21 protein-coding genes are annotated in these 17,634 nt (G+C 68.9%); 12 read left to right on the plus strand and 9 right to left on the minus strand.

Annotation, left to right across the window (positions count from 1 at the left end):
• Positions 1-35: 35 nt before the first annotated feature.
• From ACJJVL_RS10530 to ACJJVL_RS10545, 4 genes are all read left to right on the plus strand, one after another.
• Positions 36-962, plus strand: a complete 927-nt coding sequence (locus tag ACJJVL_RS10530; RefSeq protein WP_405218615.1) for an alpha/beta hydrolase fold domain-containing protein — start codon at positions 36-38, stop codon at positions 960-962.
• Between the two features lie 95 nt (positions 963-1,057).
• Positions 1,058-1,318, plus strand: coding sequence for a hypothetical protein (locus tag ACJJVL_RS10535; protein WP_405218616.1), 261 nt, complete (start codon positions 1,058-1,060; stop codon positions 1,316-1,318).
• Complete coding sequence (locus ACJJVL_RS10540; protein ID WP_405218662.1) at positions 1,315-1,710, plus strand: type II toxin-antitoxin system VapC family toxin; 396 nt, start codon at positions 1,315-1,317, stop codon at positions 1,708-1,710. Before ACJJVL_RS10535 ends, ACJJVL_RS10540 begins: the two co-directional genes overlap by 4 nt.
• Positions 1,711-1,776: 66 nt before the next feature.
• Positions 1,777-3,273: a lipase maturation factor family protein gene (locus tag ACJJVL_RS10545; protein WP_405218617.1), complete on the plus strand. Its 1,497-nt coding sequence runs from the start codon at positions 1,777-1,779 to the stop codon at positions 3,271-3,273.
• Positions 3,274-3,283: 10 nt separating this feature from the next.
• Here the strand turns inward: ACJJVL_RS10545 and ACJJVL_RS10550 are convergent, their stop codons facing one another.
• Entirely contained in the window at positions 3,284-4,471 is a 1,188-nt protein-coding gene (locus tag ACJJVL_RS10550) for an FUSC family protein (protein ID WP_405218618.1), read from the minus strand.
• Positions 4,472-4,602: 131 nt separating this feature from the next.
• Complete coding sequence (locus tag ACJJVL_RS10555; protein ID WP_405218619.1) at positions 4,603-4,794, minus strand: hypothetical protein; 192 nt, start codon at positions 4,792-4,794, stop codon at positions 4,603-4,605.
• A gap of 677 nt (positions 4,795-5,471) precedes the next feature.
• Between ACJJVL_RS10555 and ACJJVL_RS10560 the strand changes: the two genes are divergently transcribed.
• The gene (locus tag ACJJVL_RS10560) at positions 5,472-5,894 is read left to right on the plus strand and encodes a hypothetical protein (protein WP_405218620.1); all 423 of its coding nucleotides are present in this window, start codon (positions 5,472-5,474) and stop codon (positions 5,892-5,894) included.
• A 239-nt stretch (positions 5,895-6,133) separates the two neighbouring features.
• Entirely contained in the window at positions 6,134-6,652 is a 519-nt protein-coding gene (locus ACJJVL_RS10565) for a hypothetical protein (protein WP_405218621.1), read from the plus strand.
• A gap of 23 nt (positions 6,653-6,675) precedes the next feature.
• Here the strand turns inward: ACJJVL_RS10565 and ACJJVL_RS10570 are convergent, their stop codons facing one another.
• Complete coding sequence (locus ACJJVL_RS10570; protein WP_405218622.1) at positions 6,676-6,906, minus strand: hypothetical protein; 231 nt, start codon at positions 6,904-6,906, stop codon at positions 6,676-6,678.
• Between the two features lie 70 nt (positions 6,907-6,976).
• On the opposite strand from ACJJVL_RS10570, the gene ACJJVL_RS10575 reads away from it, so the two are divergent.
• The 3 genes from ACJJVL_RS10575 (at position 6,977) to ACJJVL_RS10585 (ending at position 8,934) form a co-directional block, all read left to right on the plus strand.
• Entirely contained in the window at positions 6,977-7,960 is a 984-nt protein-coding gene (locus tag ACJJVL_RS10575; protein ID WP_405218623.1) for a Gfo/Idh/MocA family protein, read from the plus strand.
• 87 nt (positions 7,961-8,047) lie between these two features.
• Complete coding sequence (locus ACJJVL_RS10580) at positions 8,048-8,707, plus strand: hypothetical protein (RefSeq protein ID WP_405218624.1); 660 nt, start codon at positions 8,048-8,050, stop codon at positions 8,705-8,707.
• Positions 8,707-8,934, plus strand: coding sequence for a helix-turn-helix domain-containing protein (locus tag ACJJVL_RS10585; RefSeq protein WP_405218625.1), 228 nt, complete (start codon positions 8,707-8,709; stop codon positions 8,932-8,934). The genes ACJJVL_RS10580 and ACJJVL_RS10585 overlap by 1 nt, the downstream gene beginning before the upstream one ends.
• Here the strand turns inward: ACJJVL_RS10585 and ACJJVL_RS10590 are convergent.
• Complete coding sequence (locus ACJJVL_RS10590; RefSeq protein ID WP_405218626.1) at positions 8,931-9,212, minus strand: DUF2277 domain-containing protein; 282 nt, start codon at positions 9,210-9,212, stop codon at positions 8,931-8,933. The genes ACJJVL_RS10585 and ACJJVL_RS10590 overlap by 4 nt on opposite strands.
• A gap of 221 nt (positions 9,213-9,433) precedes the next feature.
• On the opposite strand from ACJJVL_RS10590, the gene ACJJVL_RS10595 reads away from it, so the two are divergent.
• A complete protein-coding gene (locus tag ACJJVL_RS10595) occupies positions 9,434-11,212 on the plus strand; it encodes a DUF222 domain-containing protein (protein ID WP_405218627.1) in 1,779 nt (592 codons plus the stop codon).
• 114 nt (positions 11,213-11,326) lie between these two features.
• On the opposite strand, the gene ACJJVL_RS10600 is transcribed toward ACJJVL_RS10595, so the two are convergent.
• From ACJJVL_RS10600 to ACJJVL_RS10615, 4 genes are all read right to left on the minus strand, one after another.
• Complete coding sequence (locus ACJJVL_RS10600) at positions 11,327-12,172, minus strand: transglutaminase N-terminal domain-containing protein (RefSeq protein WP_405218628.1); 846 nt, start codon at positions 12,170-12,172, stop codon at positions 11,327-11,329.
• On the minus strand, positions 12,169-13,098 hold the full coding sequence (locus ACJJVL_RS10605; RefSeq protein ID WP_405218663.1) for an alpha-E domain-containing protein: 930 nt from the start codon (positions 13,096-13,098) through the stop codon (positions 12,169-12,171). Before ACJJVL_RS10605 ends, ACJJVL_RS10600 begins: the two co-directional genes overlap by 4 nt.
• Positions 13,098-14,843 carry a circularly permuted type 2 ATP-grasp protein gene (locus ACJJVL_RS10610; RefSeq protein WP_405218629.1) on the minus strand — a complete coding sequence of 582 codons (1,746 nt, stop codon included), beginning with the start codon at positions 14,841-14,843 and terminating at the stop codon, positions 13,098-13,100. The genes ACJJVL_RS10605 and ACJJVL_RS10610 overlap by 1 nt, the downstream gene beginning before the upstream one ends.
• 75 nt (positions 14,844-14,918) lie before the next feature.
• Entirely contained in the window at positions 14,919-15,398 is a 480-nt protein-coding gene (locus ACJJVL_RS10615) for a DUF4188 domain-containing protein (protein WP_405218630.1), read from the minus strand.
• Between the two features lie 109 nt (positions 15,399-15,507).
• Between ACJJVL_RS10615 and ACJJVL_RS10620 the strand changes: the two genes are divergently transcribed.
• A complete protein-coding gene (locus tag ACJJVL_RS10620) occupies positions 15,508-16,122 on the plus strand; it encodes a MerR family transcriptional regulator (RefSeq protein ID WP_405218631.1) in 615 nt (204 codons plus the stop codon).
• A gap of 27 nt (positions 16,123-16,149) precedes the next feature.
• Here ACJJVL_RS10620 and ACJJVL_RS10625 read toward each other — a convergent pair whose 3' ends face one another.
• Positions 16,150-17,022 (minus strand): endo alpha-1,4 polygalactosaminidase, encoded by an 873-nt coding sequence (locus ACJJVL_RS10625; RefSeq protein ID WP_405218632.1) that lies wholly within the window; start codon positions 17,020-17,022, stop codon positions 16,150-16,152.
• Between the two features lie 85 nt (positions 17,023-17,107).
• Between ACJJVL_RS10625 and ACJJVL_RS10630 the strand changes: the two genes are divergently transcribed.
• Positions 17,108-17,632, plus strand: coding sequence for an adenine phosphoribosyltransferase (locus ACJJVL_RS10630; RefSeq protein ID WP_405218633.1), 525 nt, complete (start codon positions 17,108-17,110; stop codon positions 17,630-17,632).
• The last annotated feature ends 2 nt before the right edge of the window (positions 17,633-17,634 follow it).

Genomic DNA, 17,634 nt, shown 5'->3' on the forward strand with positions numbered 1-17,634 from the left:
TATGCTGGCGGCATCCGACGAGCGCGGGAGGCGACGTGGCCAGTGTGCAGATGCAGCTGCTGGCGCTGCTGCTGCGCACTGTCTACAAGCCGCGCTTCGCGACGGATGCCGCCGGCAGGGCGATGCTCGCTCGGCAGAAGCGCTCGTCGACGCCGCCTCGATCGCTCACGCGGCGGTGCTCCGTGCGGGGCGAGCGGGTGGGCGGCTTCGATGTGCACGTGGTGCGCTGGAGTGACGCTCCCGTCGGCGCCGGGGAGGGCCCGGCCGTCGTCTACCTGCACGGCGGTGCGTACTGCAACGAGATCGTCTCCCAGCACTGGGGGCTGATCGCGGATCTCGCCGAGCGGACGGGCGCAGAGGTGCACGTACCGATCTACGGCCTGGCGCCGCAGCACACGGGCGTAGAGGCGCTCGCCTTCGTCATGGAGGTGCTGGGTGGCCTCGGTGCTACGGGCAGACCCGTGCACCTGATCGGTGACTCCGCCGGCGGCGGGCTGGCGCTCATCGCCGCGCAGGCGGCGATCGGCAAGAGCGCGGTCCCGCTGACGGGCGCCACGCTCATCGCGCCCTGGCTCGACCTGTCGATGAGCAATCCCGGCGTCGATGCGGTCGAGCCGACCGACCCGTGGCTGACGCGCGCTGGCCTGCATCCGATCGCCGAGGCGTGGGCGGGCGGCGTCGACGTGCACGATGCGAGGCTGAGCCCGATCAACGGCGAGCTGCGCGGACTGCCGCCGATCGATCTCTGGGTGGGCACGCGCGACATCACGATGCCCGATTGCCGGCTGCTCCGCGACCGCCTGCCCGCGGCGTCGCTGGCCGGCTATCACGAGCTCGATGGCGCGGTGCACGTCACGCCGCTGCTGCCCGTGCCGGAGGGACGGGCCAGCCGCCGCGCGATCGTCGAGGGCGTCGCCCGCCGCCTTGCGGATGCGAGCGGACGGGCGGCCGGGCCGCGCTGAGCATCGCCACTCCACAGACGCGCGTGCTCGCGCATCGGCAGCGCTGTGCTTCGTGGTAGGTGTACCACCGAGATCACCGGAGGTACACTCTGCGCATGCCCACGACTCGCCCGCGATACCAGGTCACGGAGACCGACGCGCTCGCGCAAGCCCTGCGAGTCGCCGAGCAGCACTGGCCCGGCGAACCGCGATCCCGCCTGATCGAACGGCTCGCCACGGTCGGCGCGGAGCAGCTGGAGAACGAACGCGCCGAGCGCCGGAGCCAACGCATCGCCGCGCTCGACGGCATGGCCGACCTCTACGTCGGCATCCCGCCGAACTACCTCGACGAGCTGCGCAGGGGTTGGCCCGAGTGATCGTGGTCGACGCCGGGATCGTGATCGACGCCGGGATCCTGATAGCCCTCTGGAACCGCGACGACGCCCACCACGAGCTCGCTCGCGGTGTGTTCGAGGCTCGAGATTCCGCACTGATGCACCCGGTCAACCTCGGCGAGGCCCTCGTCTACGCCGTGGCGCAGCAGCAGGAGACGAGAGCCCGAGCCCAGCTGGAGCTGCTCGGCATTCGCGCTGCGAAGCCGGCGCCCGACGAAGCGTTCCTGCTCGCTCGCGCCAGAGTCGCCACGCGCCTGCGGATGCCCGATTGCTGTGCCCTCGTGACGGCCGAGCACCTCGGCCTGCCACTCGCGACGACAGATCGACGGCTTGCCGACGCGGCTCGCTCTCGCGGGGTCGTCGCGCTGTGCTGACCGGGGCTTGTCTCGAGGTCGTGAACGCAGAACGCTTGCCGTAGGACGCCGACGAGGAGGTGCGGCTTGGAGTGGGAGATGCTCGCCTGGCTCGACGCCCCGCACGCCGAGCTCGCGAGGCAGGTGCTGCAGCGCGGCACCGCGCTGCTCTTCGCGGTCGCGTTCCTGTCGACGCTGCTGCAGTTTCCCGCGCTGCTGGGCGAGCGAGGGCTGCTCCCCGCCCCTCGCTTTATCGCGGCCTGCGCGCTCGAGGGCCAGCTCAGCATCTTCCGCTGGCACTACTCGGATCGCTTCCTGCGCATCCTCTGCCTCGTCTGCATCGCGATCGCGCTCGCGCTGGTCGCGGGACTGCCGCAGCTCGGCCCGCCGTGGCTGCCGATGCTCGCGTTCCTCGCGCTCTGGATCGCCTACCTCTCGATCCTGCCGATCGGCCAGGTGTTCTACGGCTTCGGTTGGGAGCTGCTGCTGTGCGAGGCGGGGTTCCTCGTGGCGTTCATGGGGTCGGATGCGACGGCTCCCCCGATGCTCACGCTGCTGCTGATCGTGTGGCTGGTCTTCCGGCTGGAGTTCGGCGCGGGCATGATCAAGATCCGCGGCGGGAGCGAGTGGCGCGACCTCACGGCCCTCACTTTCCACCACGAGACGCAGCCGATGCCGGGGCCGCTCAGCCGCACCGCGCACCTGCTGCCGCGCTGGTTCCACAAGGGCGAGGTGATCGGCAACCACGTGGCGCAGCTGCTGGCACCCTGGCTGCTGTTCGCCCTGCTCCTGCCCTGGCCGGGACCGGCGATCGCGAGCGCCGCCGCGGCCGTCGTGATCCTCACGCAGCTGTGGCTGGTGCTCACGGGCAACTTCGCCTGGCTCAACTGGGCAACGATCGTGCTCGCGTTCGCCGCCATCGACGACCGCGCGGTCTCGTGGCTGCTGCCCTCCTGGCCCGCCGAGCACAGCTATGCACCGACGCCGCTCTGGTTCAGCATCCTCACTGTCGTCGTCTTCGTCGGCTACCTGTGGCTGTCGATCCCCGCGGTGCGCAACCTGCTCTCGCGCCGACAGCTCATGAACGCCTCGTTCAACCGGCTGCGGCTCGCAAACGCCTACGGCGCCTTCGGCACCGTCACGAAGGTGCGCGACGAGATCGTGATCGAGGGCACGCTGCGACAGCAGCTCACGGGGTCGGATGCGCCCGGTGACGACGACTGGGTGGAGTACACGTTCAAGGGCAAGCCCGGCGATCTGCGGCGAGTGCCGGGGTGGTTCGCGCCGTACCACCTGCGGCTCGACTGGATGATGTGGTTCCTGGCGCTCGGCTCGCGCGGTCCGTGGTTCCGGGCGCTGCTCGCGCAGCTACTGGAGGCAGACCCGCCCACGCTGCGCCTGCTCGGCGCGGACCCGTTCAATGGCGAGCGGCCGGCGTGGGTGCGCGCGCGCGTCTACCGGTACCGGTTCGCAACCCGCTCAGAGCGGCGCGCGACCGGGCAGGTGTGGATGCGAGAGGACCGCGGGCTGCTGGTGGACCCCGTGCGCCGCCGCAGCGGCGACGGATTCGGCTCGAGCGCGTAGCGTGCGGCGCTCAGGCCTCGGCGTTCTGCCGCGCACTCGCCCAATCGATGCGCTCGCGGATCGCTCGCAGGGCGAAGACCACCGAGACCACGCCTGATTGCGGCTGATCGACTTCCATCACCCGTTGGTAGAGCGCATCGATCGCGCGCTCAGAGGTCGCGGATGCCGCCTCCACGTCGCGCGCACCGTGCCACGCATAGAGGTGCTGAGCGAGCGCCGCCACGGCGTCTGCAGCCAGCTGGCGCTCGTCCTCCTCCATCGTGATGCCGTTGGGCTGCTCCCACGCCGTGCTCGCGACCGCCTCGAGCACGTCCTCGGTGCGGTGCACGACCGATCGCAGGGCGGTGAGCGCGCGCTCGTCGGCCTGCAGGTCGTGCTTGTGCCACAGCATCCGCACGTTGAGGCGTCTCGCGTCCCGTGCCTCCTCGACCTGCACGCCGAGATCCTCTACGGCGTTCCGAAGCTCCGGGCCCCAGCCCGCCCAATCCTCTCGTTCTGGTGGCCACTCGCCGCGCATGGTCTCGGCGAGCACATCGATCCGTCGCCCGAGGTCATCGACGGCATCGCGGATCTGGTTGCGCGCCTCCCGGTCGTAGAGCGCCGGGGCGAGCGCGTTGACCAGCACCCCGACCGCCATGCCGAGCGTGAACTGGCCGACGTAGCCGAGCGCGTAGCCGTCTGCGTCGACGCCGCCGAAGATGATCACCAGCACCCCGACGACCGGCACCAGGGCGGCGCCCTGCGTGAAGCGCGGCACGCCCTGCAGCAGCACGGCGAAGCCGCCGATCAGGCCGATCTCGAGGATGCCGTTCCAATCCATCAGGATCATGAACATGCCGAGCAGCGCGCCGACGGTCATGCCGATCGCCTGCTGCAGCGCGGTGCGTGCGATCGTGAACACGTTGGTGCCGATCGCGACGAAGGCGCCGAGCGGTGCAGCGTAGGCGTAGTCGGCGAGGTCGCCGCCCAGTCGGTTCGCGATGAGCCACGCGGCCATTGCGGCGACGGCCGTGCGAACGGCGATCAGCACGCGGTAGAGCGGCACAGCACGCTTGATCTCGCGCTTGGCGACCCGAGCGCCTCGCTTCGCCTCCGGAGGGATCGAGCCGATCACGCCATCGATCAGATCACCGGATGCCTCATCACCCTGCTTGGGGTCGTGCATCGGTGCGCCGGAGGGATCAGGTGCTCGAGCCACGGCAAGAATCTAGCCCGCAGACCTCAAAGATCAGTGGACGTTCTCAGCACGTGGCAGTGGCAAGGCATGCAGGTTGCCTCGCAGGGCGAACGGGGCCGTCCACAGAGGACGGCCCCGTTCGCGGTGGTGGGTCACGCCAGCATCTGGCGGGCGAAGGCGTCGAGGTTGCGCTGCTCGCGAGCCTCGAGGGCTGCTTCGTAGGCGAGCTCCTCGCGACGCCGCTGCTCATCGCGGTGCGACCGCATCGCCCAGTGCTCGAGCAGGCGTGACGCTCGGAGTGCGAGCTGGCGGGGAGCCGGCAGCGCAAGTGAAACGGATGACATGATTCTCTTCTTTCAGGCATGGCAATATCGCCCCTTCATTGGGCGCGAGATATTGCGAATAATTGCTGATCGATGGCGCGACGAATAGTGCTCTGCATTCGAGTGAATGCGTACAGAGCGCGACGCGGATTGCTCGTCGTCTCAGAAGCGGGCGAGCGCGTGCGCATGGCGCGTCAACGTGCGGTGATGGGCGTCACGCAGGGGTCGCAGGCCAATGAAGGCCCGGCAGAAGCGATGCTCGTTCAGCATCTGCGACATTCAGCCGCTGCGCGTTGCCGCTAGGAGACTCCGCCCGGAAGAAGGGCTCCAGCGGTTGGGATGATCGTGTCAAACATCGCGAGCTCCTCCTTTCGTATCGGCGTGAGGTTCGCAGTGAAGAAGATATAGCGAATGTCGAGGCAATTGCAAGCCCATTCTCAAACTTTCTCGGACAAGTTTCGTGGGGCGCTGCCCCCGGCGCGGCGAGGTGCTGTGGAGAACCCATTCCGCACTCTTCCGCGGTCGCGTAACCTGCCCCCATGCTCGGCAGGATCGGATCAGCCCTCGCGCTCGCGTCGGTCGCGACGATGCTGCTGGTCGGTTGCACTCCGGAGGAGCCAGTCGAGACGACCCCGCCTGCGAGCGGCGACTCTTCCGCGACCGCATCACCCGAGGTAACTCAAAGGAGTGACGAACAGTTGCTCGACGAAGCATTCGACGTTGCCGCACAGTTCGTCGCTCTGGTCGACGCCGGATTCGCGGCGCGTGAGCTGCCAACCGAGCGCATGCAGGCCCTCGCTAGCGACGAGGCGATCGCGGAGGTGCGGACTGATCTGGAGGCTTTCCAACAACAGGGACTCACCCTCGAAGGTGAGTCAACACTCGACACTCCCATGCTGGGAGCCAGGGTGCCCGCGGATGAAAGCCGTGGGACGGTTCGAATGCTCGTGTGCATCGACACGTCCGGCGTCACTACTACCGATCAAGCAGGGCTCGAGATCGATGGAGGCGTGACGCGCCAGCCCCGAGTCTTCGTCTTCACCTATGACTCCGATCGCCTGATCATCGCCGACATCGGACCACCCGAGACCGACCCGGAGTTGCCCGGATGCGGCTCCTGATTGCGCTCGCGCTAACTCTTGGATCGATCATCTCCAGCACGATGCCGGACCCGTCGCCGGGCGAGATTGGAGAGTGCACTCAGCCTGGCGCGGGATTCGCCGGCAGTTACGTCGGAGTTGGCGTCTCTTGCGGCCGGGCGGGGGACCTAGGCCCTGGGCTCGGCTTAGGCGATCAATTCGTTGATCCTTGGATCGCGATTTGCGAGGCATACCGAGCTATCGGCAGAGACTGCGTCCGCGTGATCGACCTGCGCCCGGTCGTCCCTGGGACAGAGCTTCCGATCACGATCAGCGACCTCGCTCGGTTCGCGCCACTCGTCGGCGAGCTCGTGGTCGAGCCCGACGGGTGGGGCGTCGTGGGAACTCCGACCAACTTCTACGCCACGGCCGAGACGCACACCATGGACGGCGAGCTGTTCGATGCTCCTATCGAGGTGCGCTGGACTCCGAGCACGTACCGCTTCGACTATGGGGACGGCACAATCGAGGAGTCCGCAGCATCGGGCGCCGCGTGGAGCGGCCCGGATCAGTCGTGGAGCGAGACGTCCACGAGTCACACGTATGCAGACCGCGAAGACGTGACAGCATCCGTCACCGTCGTCTTCACCGCAGAGGTCGATACCGGTGGCGGCTGGTTCTCGGTGCCAGGCACCCTGCCGGTCGATGCCCCGAGCGTGACCGTCAAACTCTTCGAGGTCGACACCGTGCTGACGAACGGCGACTGCATGACGAATCCGAGCGCGGCCGGGTGCGGCTGAGACGCATCGCGCCGCGCCAGGCGCTACGCGGGAGGGAGCCGATCGGACTCGTCGCTGCCTCGGTCGGCGTCATCCGCGTTGCCGTCGGTCTGCGTGCGGGCACGGAACGCGACCCCGAACGCGATGCCGAGCGCCACACCGATGGCGAGCCACAGCGGCAGGTTGTTCTGCGCGACGCCGATAGCGGCACCGACCGCGATGCCCAGCACAATGCCGAGGCCCATTCTCGAACCGTTCCCACGCATTCCAGCCATGCCTCCACCCTATGAATCACCCGTGGCTCGCACATCCGTCGGTTGACGGAGATCGTCGTAGAGTCGCGGCATGACGACCTCCTCCCCCGGCTGGGGCATCCTCGGTGCCGGCCGCATTGCACACCTGTTCGCTCGCGACCTGCGGACGGGCGGCCACCGCATCGCTGCCGTCGGCAGCCGAGATGCCCAGCGCGCCCGGGCGTTCGCAGACGAGCACGCCATCGCGAACGTGCACGAGGGCTACGAGGCACTTGCCGCCGATCCTGACGTCGATGTCATCTACATCGCGACCCCTCACTCGCATCATCTCCAGCACGCGCTGCCCGCGATCGACGCCGGCAAGCACCTCTTGATCGAGAAGGCATTCACCACCACCGGCGACGAGGCCCAGCACATCGTCGAAGCCGCTCGCGCCAAGGGGGTGTTCGTCATGGAAGCGATGTGGACGCGATTCCTTCCGACGATGGATGCCGTGCGTGCTCGCATTGCCGCGGGCGACCTCGGCGACGTGGTGAGCCTCACGGCTGACCACTCGCAGGTGCTCGACCTCTCCCCCGGCAGCCGCCTGATCGAGCCGTCCCTGGGCGGCGGCGCGCTGCTGGACCTCGGCGTGTACTGCGTCTCGCTCGCAAGCGCGTTCCTCGGGCCGGTCGCGCGCGTCCAGGCCGCGGGTGTCGTCGATCCGCAGGGCGTCGACCACCGCGGATCCGCGATCCTCGAGCACGCCAATGGCGGAACGTCTTCGGTCACGTTCTCGATGGAGACCCTGGGCTCCAACCGCGCGGTCATCGCGGGCACCGAAGGCGTCATCGAGCTCGACCCGGCGTTCTACGTCTCCACTGCGTTCACGCGTCGCCGCGCGTCCGACCCCACCACCGTCGCGGAGACGTTCACTCCCTCGATCGAGGGTCGCGGCATGCAGTTCCAGGCGGCGGAGGTCGAGCGCTGCATCGCCGCGGGCCAGCTCGAGAGCGAGCTCATGCCGCTCGACGAGTCCATCGCCATCATGCGGGCCATGGATGAGATCACCCGGAAGCTGAGAGGCGACGCATGACCGACTGACGAAACCCGGCCTTGTGCGCACGCCCGTGTCGCCGTAGTGTCTCGTTTATCGATATACCGATGAACGATAGGGGAAGTCATGAGCAAGGTAGATCTCGGCCGCACCGTCGGCCGCGTGCTTGGCCGTGGCGGCCTCATCGCCATCATCGTCGCTGCGGTGTTCGGTCTCATCTGGACACTTACGATCGCGGCGCTCCACCACTACTCCATCAACGGCTTCGCCTCCTACGACGTCGGGGTCGCCAGCCCGCTCGACGTGCGGCCGGATCTCGTCGCCGGCGCCGACATCCAGTACGTCACGATCAACTTCACCCCGGTCTCCCCAGACCCGACAGCGCTGCTGCTCGAGTCGATCGGGGTTGGATCCCGCTACGCCGTCGGCATGCTCGCCGGCATTCTGGTGATCTGGCTGGCGGTGCAGCTGCTTCGCAAGCGCAGCTTCGGCCTCGGCACTGCAGGACTGCTCGGCGTGCTGGCACTGGGGATGTTCGCCGTCGCGATCGTTGCACCGATGCTCGAGGGGCAGGCGGCCGTGCTTGCCGTGGAGGCTGCGGGATTGCCGACTGAGCCGTCGATGCCGACCTTCGGGGAATCCGACGAGACTTGGGTGATCCCGCCGACTCCCCACTGGCAGGGCTTCGACTTCTCACTGCTCGCACTCGGCCTGGTGACCGGGCTCTGCGCGCTGCTGCTCGGCCGCGCTTCACGGCTGCAGGACGACACCACGGGCCTCATCTGATGGCGAGGGCCAAGGATGAATCCACGGGCGTGCACTGCCGACTCGACGAGCTGCTCGAGGAGCGCGGCATGACGCTCACAGAGCTCAGCCGCACGGTGGACATCACCTTCGCGAACCTCTCAGCACTCAAGAACGACCGCGGTCGCGCGATCCGCTTCTCCACCCTCACGGCGATCTGCAGGGCCCTCGACTGCGAGATCGGCGAGCTGCTGGTGCTCGCGGCCTAACTCGCCGCTGCTTCGCGCGCCGCGATGCGCTGCTGGACCTCCGGTCGCCGCAGCGGCGGCACGGTCTTGGGAGGCTGGCGCCGCTCGGGCAGATCCTCGAGCAGGTGCTGCGTGATGTGGGCGATCTCGGCGACCGCGCGCTCGAAGACATCGCTCGTGCGCTCCGACGGATGCGTGATGCCCGACACCTTGCGCACGTACTGGCGCGCAGCGGCCTCGACCTCGGTCTCATTGGCGGCGGGTTCAAGGCCTCGCAGCACCGTGATGTTCCTGCACATGGCCTCACGGTACGCGCGTGTCGCCGACAACGACAGGTGCCTGCAGCCGCAGTCGCACCTCGTCGCGCGCTGCTGCACCTGGAGACAGACGCGAGCGCGACTTCTCCACAGGCGGTGCTCGCACCCAGTGCGGTGTTGGTGGTGCCCGCTAGCCTGTTCGAACAGACGTTCGAGGCAGATGGCTCCCCATCCCCTGGAACGCGAGGGAAACGGAGTCGACGATGACCAAGGTCGAGCGGGCAGCAGCGGCAGTCGCGGCAGTCCGCGCGGCGTTCGTCGATGCCGACTCGCTCTCCGTCGCTACAAACCAAGAGGTGGCCGACCTGCTCGCTCTGACGGCTGCCGCAGCCCGATCGCTGGAGGCACAGCAGGTCCGGCTGGCAGGAGCAATTTCGGCGCGCTCCAAGGGCTCGGACGACGACTCCATCTGCCGGGTGCTGGGAGCGCGGAATGCGCGAGCGGCGATCGCATCCGCGTTCGGCATCCGCAACCGTGACGCCGCCGAGCTCATGGTGATGGCGGCCGGCACGTCCGCACCGGTGAGCCTCACCGGCCAAGTCATCGCCGTCAGGTACCCGCGCGTTGCGCGTGCCCTCGACGACGGCGACCTCTCCCTCGCTCAGGCTCGAGCCATCCTGACCACACTCGAACCCGCCGCACCGCGCGCCGATCTCGACCAGTTGGCGTGGGCGGAGGGCTGCCTTGTGGATGCGGCAACCGACCCCGACGCACCGTTGGTGCCAGAACTACTGGTCACCCAGGCGCGCGCATACGTTGCAGTACTCGACCCCGACGGCGTGCTGCCTGACAGCGAACGACAGCGCGACCTTCGTTCGGCACGCGTGTGGCAGCGACGCGATGGCGTGTGGCGCATAGAGATGTACAGCCCGGCCGAGTCAGGCTCCTCCCTCACATCGCTCGTGGATGCGTACGAGTCGCCGCGCAGCAAGGTCGCGTTCACCGACGACGAGGCGGCAGACGCAGCCGAGCAGGCCACCCTCGAGGACGAAGTCGCCGACATCGACGACCGCACGCCGCAGCAGAAGCGGCACGACATCATCATGTCCATCATCGAGGCGCACGCCGCATCCGGTGAAGCGCCCACCGCCGGCGGCGAAGTGCCGAGGCTCGTCTTCAACGGCAGCATCGAAGCCTTCGACGCCTACCAGCGGAACCAGGAGCACCCCGACCGCACGCTCACCATCGAGCACACCGGTGCGATCGTGCCGATCGAGACCGTGGATCGACTGCTGTGCAACGCCGTCGTGCAGCGTGCCGTCTTCGATGCCGAGGGGCATCTGCTGGAGCTCGGGCGCGAGCAGCGGACCTTCAACCGCGCGCAGCGCCGTGCGCTCGCCGCCAAGTACCGCGGTTGCGCGACTCCAGGATGCGGCTTCCCAGTCGCCTGGACCGAGGCGCATCACGTGGTCTGGTGGCAGCACGGCGGCCCCACCGATGTCGACAACGGCATCCTGCTCTGCAGTCACTGCCACCAAGAGGTGCATGCAGGCCGGCTGCTCGTTGCGGGGACCCCCGGCGACTGGCGAGTCGTGGCTCAGCTGCGCCCCGCCGACCGCTACGCCCGCAGCCGGCGCTCAGGAGTCGCACCGCGCACTCCCGAGCCGCACCCTCTCGATGCGATCTCTCCCGACTTGATCACCGCCGCCGCGATCGCCGCCACCGCGATCATTCCCGCGACGATGAATCCCGAGTCGAACACCGTGGGGCCACACTCGACGGTGGCGCACGCCGCGTCACCGCCGCTCGCGTTCAAACTCCCAGATGCAGCGCGGCAGCGGGCATGCGGCGCAGCGCCGTCGCAGCGCCACGACGGATGCGCATCGCTACGACGAGCCCTCCAGCCCGGTAGGCGGCGCACCCGCAGCAGCGATGAGCTCGAGAACCGGTTGCGGGGTCGACTGCGCTTCAGCCGTCGACCGGGGCGCCGACTGCCACCGATCGATCACCATCCCGCGCACAACATCGTCATGCGCCTGTGAGGTGCGCGTTTCGCCGCGGTGCGTGTCGCCGCGCGATCCGTCTCGACGGGTGGTGCGAACCACCGGGTGGCCCGTTTCTCCGCGCTATGCGCTTGGTGCCGAGACTCGCTCCGGTCAGCTCTCCTTGGTGATCTCCACCGAGACGAACAGCTGGCTCTTGGCCGCACCGGCGTAGACCCCGCGCAGCGGCGGCACATCGTTGTAGTCGCGCCCCAGGCCGACCTTCACATGCCGCTCACCGATGTCGATGAGATTGGTCGGATCCCATGCGTTCCACTCACCCGTGAACCACTCGACCCACGCGTGCGACTCACCCCGGATCGTCTCGCCGATCTGCGCGCTCGGCTTCGGGTGCAGGTAGCCGGAGACGTAGCGTGCCGGGATGCCGACCGCGCGTAGGGCTCCGATCGTGATGTGCGCGATGTCCTGGCACACGCCCTTGCGGTTCGGCCACGCCTCCGAGGCGAGCGTGTGCACGTGCGTCACCCCGGACATGTACTCCATCTGCTCACCGATCATGCGAGAGATAGCGGCCGCGGCAGCGCCGGGCGTCTCAGACGCATCCTTGATCTCCTGCGCCGCGCGCACGAGATCATCGGTCGGGCGGGTGCGCTGGGTCTGCACGAGCTGCTCGACGTACTGCGTCGCGCGCTGCCCGACCTTCTCGACCTGCTCCCAGGTGAGCTCGCGGCCGCCCACGAGCTTCGGTCGCACCTCGACGAGACTGGTCGCGGTGAGCTGCAGCTCGGTGTGCGGGGCGAGCACGTCGAACGACACGACCGTCGTGCCCCAGTAGTCCTCGTAGGAGTTCACCGAGGTGTTCGGGCGGATGTCGAGGTTCGAGTAGATGACGAACTGGCCGTCGCTCGTCGAGGGCAGCATGCGCGACTCGTTGTAGCTGGCGACCGCCGGCGTCTCGTAGCGGTAGCCGGTGGTATGACGGATACGGATTCGGCTCACGATGCCTCCCTTGTCCATGCCGGCATGTTGTGGGTGGGGAAGTAGCGCTCCCGCACCGCATGCGAGACGGAGGTGGTGGTGGTCTGCACCTTGTCCATCACAGTCGGCAGGTCGTCGATGATGTCCTGGATCGGCCGGAACTCCAGCTCGGCGCGGATCTGACCGAGCATGCGCTCTGCGGCGCCGATGTAGCCGACGCGCTCACGCCGGGGCTCGATGTCCTCGAGGCACTGCTCGGCGCCGCGCACCGAGAACAGGATCGAGCGCGGGAAGAGCCGATCGAGCAGCAGGAACTCGGCCGCGTTCGTGCTCGAGGGCACGCCGCGGTAGGTGCGCAGGTACGCCTCGTAGGCGCCGACCGATCGGAGGATGGTCGTCCACGACGGGCCGGAGGCCTCGGTGAGGGCGCGGGTCGCGAGCAGCCGCGCGACCATGTCGGCGCGCTCGATGTAACGGCCGAGCGTGAAGAAGCTCCACGCGTCGTCGCGACTGGAGGTGGCGTCGGCCATGCCGCCGGCAAGCGCCATGCGCTCGCGCACCCAGCCGAACATCTGGTGCACCTGCTCGTTGTTCACGCGCCGCGGCATGTTCGTGTAGGTGGCGTTGAGCACCTCCCACAGCTCTGTGGAGATCGTCTCGCGAGCGCGACGCGCGTTCTCGCGCGCGGCGTTGACGGAGTAGGCGATCGAAGCCGTCTGGGTGCGGTCGATGGCGAGGAAGTTCACGACGTCGGCGCGCGAGAGCTTGCGCTCGGGCGGCGCCTCATGGCCCATGACGCCCAGCAGGGCGCGGCAGGCGGTGTCCTCGTCGACCGCGACGTCCTCCAGCAGCAGCTGCAGGTAGACGTCGAGGATTCGCGCGGTGCCGTCGGCACGCTCGATGTAGCGGCCGATCCAGAACAGGCTCTCGGCGATGCGGCTGAGCATCATGCTGCGCCTCCTTCGTCGGTGGGGCCCGGTCTCGTGACGCGCGCGGCTTCGCCGTGCGCTCCTCGACCTACGGGAGTGGGGACGCGCGCGGCTTCGCCGTGCGCTCCTCGACCTACGGACGGTTGCTGCTGCTGCTGCTCGTCCTGGCCGTTGCGGCGCGGCGAGTCCTGCGGCGACTGATCCTGCGGGTGGTCGTTGCCCGTGATCACCGGGATCGGTCGCGTCATGGGTTCGCCCGTGGCGCCGAACTCCGCGTCGTGGTCGACGATCGGGATCTGCTCCCGAGCACCGGCGAGCACCCAGGTGTCCTTGGAGCCGCCGCCCTGCGACGAGTTGACGACCAGTTGGCCCTCCGGGAGCGCGACGCGCGTGAGACCGCCCGGCAGCACCCACACATCCTTCCCGTCGTTGACGGCGAAGGGGCGCAGGTCCACGTGGCGCGGCCGCACGCCGTCCTCGACGAGCGTCGGAATGGTGCTGAGCTGCACGACGGGCTGCGCGATCCAGCCGCGCGGATCGGCGCGCAGCCGCTCCTCGAGCTGCTCGAGCTCCTCCGGGGTCGCGTCCGGGCCCACCACGAGACCCTTGCCACCGGAGCCGTCGACCGGCTTGACGACCAGCTCGTGCAGGCGCGGCAGCACCTCGTCGAGCACACCCGGCTCCTCGAGCCGCCAGGTGTCGACGTTCTTGAGGATCGGCTCCTCGCTCAGGTAGTAGCGGATGAGCTCCGGCACGTAGGTGTAGACGAGCTTGTCGTCGGCGATGCCGTTGCCGACCGCGTTGGCGATCGTGACGTTGCCGAGTCGCGCGGCGAGCATGAGCCCGGGGCTGCCGAGCATGGAGTCCGCACGGAACTGCAGCGGGTCGAGGAAGTCGTCGTCGACGCGGCGGTAGATCACGTCGACCCGCGACGGCCCCTCGGTGGTGCGCATGTAGACGCGGCCGCCGCTCGTGAACAGGTCGCGGCCCTCGACGAGCTCGACACCCATGAGGCGCGCGAGCAGCGTGTGCTCGAAGTAGGCGGAGTTGTAGACGCCGGGCGTCAGCACGACGACGCGCGGCGAGTCGACACCGGCCGGTGCCGCGGCGCGCAGCGCGTGCAGCAGCACATCGCAGTAGTCGCCGACTGGGCGCACTCGCATCGACGAGAACATCTCGGGCAGCGTCTGCGCGATCACGCGACGGTTCGACATGACGTAGGAGACGCCGGACGGCACGCGCACGTTGTCCTCGAGCACGCGCCACTCGCCGTCCTGGTCACGGATCAGGTCGATGCCGGAGACGTGGATGCGCACACCGTTCGCGCCGACGACGCCGGCGGCCTGACGGTGGAAGTGCGTGGACGTGCTGATGAGCTTGGCGGGGATGATGCCATCCTCGACCGCACGCTGCGGGCCGTACATGTCGGCCAGGAACGCCTCGAGCGCCCGCACCCGCTGCTGCACGCCGGACTCAACGTGCTTCCAGTCCTGCGAGGTGATGATGCGCGGGATCGCGTCGAGCGGGAACGGTCGCTCCTCGCCCGCGAAGTCGAACGTGACGCCCTGCGCCAGGTAGGAGGTGGCGAGCGCGTCAGCGCGAGCTCGCAGCTCGTCCTTCGTCAGCTCCGACAGCGCATCGTAGAGCGGCTTGTAGGACGCGCGCGGCATCCCCTCGCCCTCGAACATCTCGTCCCAGGGCTCACCCTGGCGCTTTCGCGGAGTCTCGAAGGGCTTGTCATAGTCCTCGAACAGATCGCCCATGCCGCGAGCCTAGTAGTGCCGTGCTGGAGCGCGGCCTGGGCGGTGCCACATCCGAGCGCGCTTCCAGCGGTGCGCTCAGCCCTCATGGCCGCGTGCTGCCGACCGCATGCGGGCGCGCGCCGTGCGGTTGCGTGCCGTGACGGGGATCACGCCGAGCGCCTTCGCGAGGCCCGTCGGGGGCATGTCGCCGTACAGCGACTCGGCGTGCGCGATCTCGTAGGTCTCGTGCCAGATGCCGACCGCCCCGGGCACGCGCTTGGCGGTGGCGTAGAACGCTCGCCAGGCCGGCCGGTGCTCGCGCCCGGCGTCGTTCGCGTAGCGGTAGATCGACTCGACGTCGCGCCAGTACTGCACGACGCTCGGCCCGTCGGGCCCGAGAACAAGCCGATACCCGAGCAGGCCGGCGTCTCGATCCTCCGAGAGCTCGCGAAGCATGCGGGGCATCGCGAGGAAGGCGGGCAACCAGGCATCGATGCGCCAGGACTTGTTGCACCGCATGCCGATGAGGAAGACGGCGATGCCGTCGGTCGGCTGGTGGGTGGTGTGGACGGTCACGACCGCCTCCTGAGGTAGCGTGATGGATGGTGAATGGATAGCAATGCTCTCCAATAATGGAGAGTGGAGGTATCCAACGTCAAGGCCCTCATTGGATCAGGAGTGCATCGTGCGCATCTCAGAGCTCTCGTCGCGCAGCGGCGTTCCCGTCGCCACGATCAAGTACTACCTGCGAGAGGGGCTGCTGCATGCCGGCGAGCGCACGAGCGCGACGCAGGCTCGATACGACGACTCGCACGTCGAGCGACTGCGCCTCGTGCGGGCGCTCGTGGATGTCGCGGGCCTGACGATCCAGCGCGTGCGCCAGATCCTGTCGGTCGTGGATGCACCGCCGCCCTCGATGAGCGACCTGCTGCACCTCACCGTCGACCCGGATGACTCGACCGACACCCCGCTCGCGAGCAGCCTCGTCGACCGGCTCGGCTGGCAGATCCCGGACGGGCTTGGAGCGCTCGGCGATCTGGAGCGGGGACTCGAGGGCATCGCGGCATCGGGTATCGACTTCTCGCAAGCGCACATCGAGCAGATCGCGGGCGCGGTCGACCGGGTGAGCGAGATCGAGATCGACAGCGTGCCGACGGAGTCGGGAGCCGCGGCGGTCGCGTACTCGGTGATCGGCACCGAGCTCGTCGCGCCGATCATCCTCGCGCTGCGCCGAGTCGCGCACGCTAGACATGCCTACGCGCGGTTCGGCGACGAGCCGACGGATGCCTCCTCTGCGTGAAGCCCCGTCTGATCGGGACGCCCCGGTTCAGGGCTGGCAGCGCTCGAAGACGTAGCCGGGATCGTCCGGTGCCGTCAGCAGCAGGTCGCGCAGCACCATCAGCTGCGGTGCATCCTGCTGCGCGCAGAGCTCGGGAAACGTGACCCCCGTCGGCATCGCATCGACGTACTCGACATCGATGTGCAGCTCGCCGTACTGCGCGCGGTACCCGGCGCACTCCTGCAGCGCCGCGCACTCCTCGCTGATGGCGAAGTCGAAGCCTGCTCCAGGCCCGTGCGCGCCGAGCTCCACGGCATTCTTCTGCGCGACCGCCAGACCGGCGTCGTGCGATCGCGCGATGAGCTGCTCGGCGAGCGCCAGGTTGCCTGCCATCGTGAGCCCCTCGATCCGCAACCAGGTGTCGAGGTTGTCGAGCTCGATAGCGTCGAACCCGGCGGCGGCGCAGCGCTCGACGGTCTCCGCCAGGACGCTGTCGATCGTCGCGCGGGCCGCCTCGGTGCTGGTGTCGAGCACGAGCTCATCCGGCCACGCGGGGTCGACGACCGGCCGGCCATCGGCGTCGGTGAGCACCGCGTGCGGGTGCGACCGCAGCCATTGCCCGCGATCGGCGGGCTGCGTCTGGAATGCGTTGACGTAGCAGATGCTGTAGCGGCCCTCGGCCGGGAACGCGGTGCTGTCGCGCACGACGATCGTGACATCGGCGGGCGGCTCGTAGGCGGCGCCGAGCTGGTAGTCGACTGCCCCCGGCACGCTCGGCAGCCGCCAACCTCGGCCATCCCCGTCGCCAGCCGTGCCAGCATCGGCGCCCGTGCCCGTGCCCGTGCTCGTGGATGCCGGCAGCGGCTGGCACGCTGTGACCGCGAGCACGAGGCCGGCACTCAGCAGCAGCCCTCCGCGCATCGACGCCTCCTCCGACGAGCGTCGCCCATGCCTCACCCGGGGTCAAGCGGCACGCGGCTCATCCCGCGCGGTCTAGGGTTGGCGCGTGCCGACGCCCAGCCCAGCAGCGCTCGCTCGCGCCGAGTCGCTCATCGCCCTCACGCCCGACTTCCCGAAGCCCGGCGTGCTGTTCCGCGACATCGGTCCGATGCTGCGCGACGCGGACGCGCTCCGGGTGGTGACCCGAGCGCTGGCCGCTCCGTTCGAGGGAGGCTTCGACCTCGTGGCGGGAGTCGAGGCGCGCGGATTCCTGCTGGCGGGCGCGGTCGCCGCGACCAGCGGCTCCGGGCTGCTGCCGATCCGCAAGGCCGGCAAGACACCTCCGCCGACCACGTCCGTCGACTACGCGCTGGAGTACGGCAGCGCGACGATCGAGGCCGCGGGTGACCTGACCGGCCGGCGCGTGCTGCTCGTCGATGATGTGCTCGCGACCGGCGGCACACTGCGGGCAGCGATCACGCTCGTCGAGCAGCTGGGTGGCACCGTTGCGGGCGTGGCCATCGTGCTCGAGCTCACCGAGCTCGGCGGACGCTCACTCGTGCCGACGGCGCACGCGGTCTTCACGGCCTGAAG

Source organism: Agrococcus sp. Ld7 (assembly GCF_045064095.1).
GTDB lineage: Bacteria > Actinomycetota > Actinomycetes > Actinomycetales > Microbacteriaceae > Agrococcus.

Coding starts and splice junctions, on each gene's coding strand:
- ACJJVL_RS10595 (WP_405218627.1), top strand. CDS start 9,434: ATGACCAAGGTCGAGCGGGCAGCAGCGGCAGTCGCGGCAGTCCGCGCG.
- ACJJVL_RS10580 (WP_405218624.1), top strand. CDS start 8,048: ATGAGCAAGGTAGATCTCGGCCGCACCGTCGGCCGCGTGCTTGGCCGT.
- ACJJVL_RS10555 (WP_405218619.1), bottom strand. CDS start 4,794: ATGTCATCCGTTTCACTTGCGCTGCCGGCTCCCCGCCAGCTCGCACTC.
- ACJJVL_RS10535 (WP_405218616.1), top strand. CDS start 1,058: ATGCCCACGACTCGCCCGCGATACCAGGTCACGGAGACCGACGCGCTC.
- ACJJVL_RS10605 (WP_405218663.1), bottom strand. CDS start 13,098: ATGCTCAGCCGCATCGCCGAGAGCCTGTTCTGGATCGGCCGCTACATC.
- ACJJVL_RS10610 (WP_405218629.1), bottom strand. CDS start 14,843: ATGGGCGATCTGTTCGAGGACTATGACAAGCCCTTCGAGACTCCGCGA.
- ACJJVL_RS10570 (WP_405218622.1), bottom strand. CDS start 6,906: ATGGCTGGAATGCGTGGGAACGGTTCGAGAATGGGCCTCGGCATTGTG.
- ACJJVL_RS10625 (WP_405218632.1), bottom strand. CDS start 17,022: ATGCGCGGAGGGCTGCTGCTGAGTGCCGGCCTCGTGCTCGCGGTCACA.
- ACJJVL_RS10585 (WP_405218625.1), top strand. CDS start 8,707: ATGGCGAGGGCCAAGGATGAATCCACGGGCGTGCACTGCCGACTCGAC.
- ACJJVL_RS10590 (WP_405218626.1), bottom strand. CDS start 9,212: ATGTGCAGGAACATCACGGTGCTGCGAGGCCTTGAACCCGCCGCCAAT.
- ACJJVL_RS10575 (WP_405218623.1), top strand. CDS start 6,977: ATGACGACCTCCTCCCCCGGCTGGGGCATCCTCGGTGCCGGCCGCATT.